Below are 1,291 nucleotides of genomic sequence, written 5' to 3'. Positions count from 1 at the left end.
GGTAGGTTACAGCGCCGCTCAGGCAGTACCCGGCCCTATGTTTGCCCTGGCTCCTTTTCTGGGCGGTGTATACGGTGGCACCTACAATATTTCCCATGCACTGGCCGCTCTTTTTGGTATTTTTGCCCCCTCTTTCCTTCTGCTGGCAGCAGCCTGGCCTTTCTGGAATCGTCTAAAGTCGATGCCAAAGCTGAGAGCCGCTATCAATGGCATTAATGCCGCGGTGGTGGGCCTGCTTCTGGCAGCCTTTTACAACCCGGTCATTACTCTGGCCATCAAGGATGCCCAAGACGTTGCCCTGGCATTAATGGCTTACCTGCTTCTGGCAGTCTGGAAGCTGCCCATTGCCTGGATGGTTCCCCTGTTTGCAAGCATTGGTTTTCTGTTGATCTAATCTTCTGGCACCTTACAGGCTCGGGGAACTATTCATTCCCCAGAGCCTCTAAGGTATATAAGCTGTTTGGAGGGTAAGATTATGCAGTTCGTAGTGTTTTGGAATATTAACTGGTTAAAAGAGCGACTGAGGCAGAAGCCTCTCTCTGGTCAAGAAACCTACCTGTACCTGTTATGTTGGCTGGTGTTTCTAACCTTGTTTTTTTTTCCTGAAAACATTAATGACAGCTTTTCCCATTCGGGCTGGCTCGAAGTAATAGAACTCTCTATTCCCTTTATTGCTATCTTTTATGCCTGGCTTTGCAACGGGGGTCGTCAGGGAGAACAGTTCTGGACTCGACTGATTTCAATAGGTTGGGTCGTCACCATGAGAACCTTGGTATTCTGCCTTCCGGTCTTTTTAATATTGGCGTTGGCGCCGATGGAACAGTCAGAACTTATTTATGAATCAGCCGCCACATTGGCAGGGTTATTCATTATCTGGCGGCTGGGGAGTCACATTGAAGGGCTAAGGGATGTCAATAAAAAAACTTTCCTATGAACGCATTCCATGTTGATGATTTTCCTTCTTAAGAGCGGCGATAGCGGCTTCCTTCGTCCCAATATCCCGCCACAGATTGAAGCTTTCTTTAGGGTTCTTATACCACTTCAGTGTGTCTCTTTGTTTGATCAAATTCTTCAATACACCTTCTTCGTTGGATATTTTAATTTTCCGATCATGCAAACGTTTAGCCTGTGACAAATCGTCTAGAAAATCTTCTGCTTCATGTTTGACTGTATCAACAGTCTTACCCATCGCTTTTTTAATTTGATCCAGAGGACTCCTATGCCTTTTTCTCCTCATTTCAGCCATTTGTTTTTCGGCTTCCTCAAGCTTATTTTCAATATGGAGCTCAGC

The 1,291-nt window shown here is 46.1% G+C and carries 3 protein-coding genes; 2 read left to right on the top strand and 1 reads right to left on the bottom strand.

Going from position 1 to position 1,291, the window contains the following annotated elements; genetic code table 11:
* Both KDK16_RS08600 and KDK16_RS08595 read left to right on the top strand, forming a co-directional pair.
* The coding region (locus KDK16_RS08600) for a chromate transporter (protein WP_257275617.1) at nt 1-394 on the top strand (394 nt) is incomplete at its 5' end.
* An 81-nt stretch (nt 395-475) separates the two neighbouring features.
* On the top strand, nt 476-934 hold the full coding sequence (locus KDK16_RS08595) for a hypothetical protein (protein ID WP_257275616.1): 459 nt from the start codon (nt 476-478) through the stop codon (nt 932-934).
* Here KDK16_RS08595 and KDK16_RS08590 read toward each other — a convergent pair.
* Nucleotides 929-1,291: hypothetical protein (locus KDK16_RS08590; RefSeq protein ID WP_257275615.1), on the bottom strand; the 363-nt coding region annotated here is incomplete at its 5' end. The two genes, KDK16_RS08595 and KDK16_RS08590, sit on opposite strands and share 6 nt — an antisense overlap.

The organism is Endozoicomonas sp. SESOKO4 (genome assembly GCF_024606275.1).
The sequence above is the reverse complement of the archived record's forward strand: the minus strand, read 5'-3'. Positions and strand labels throughout refer to the sequence as shown.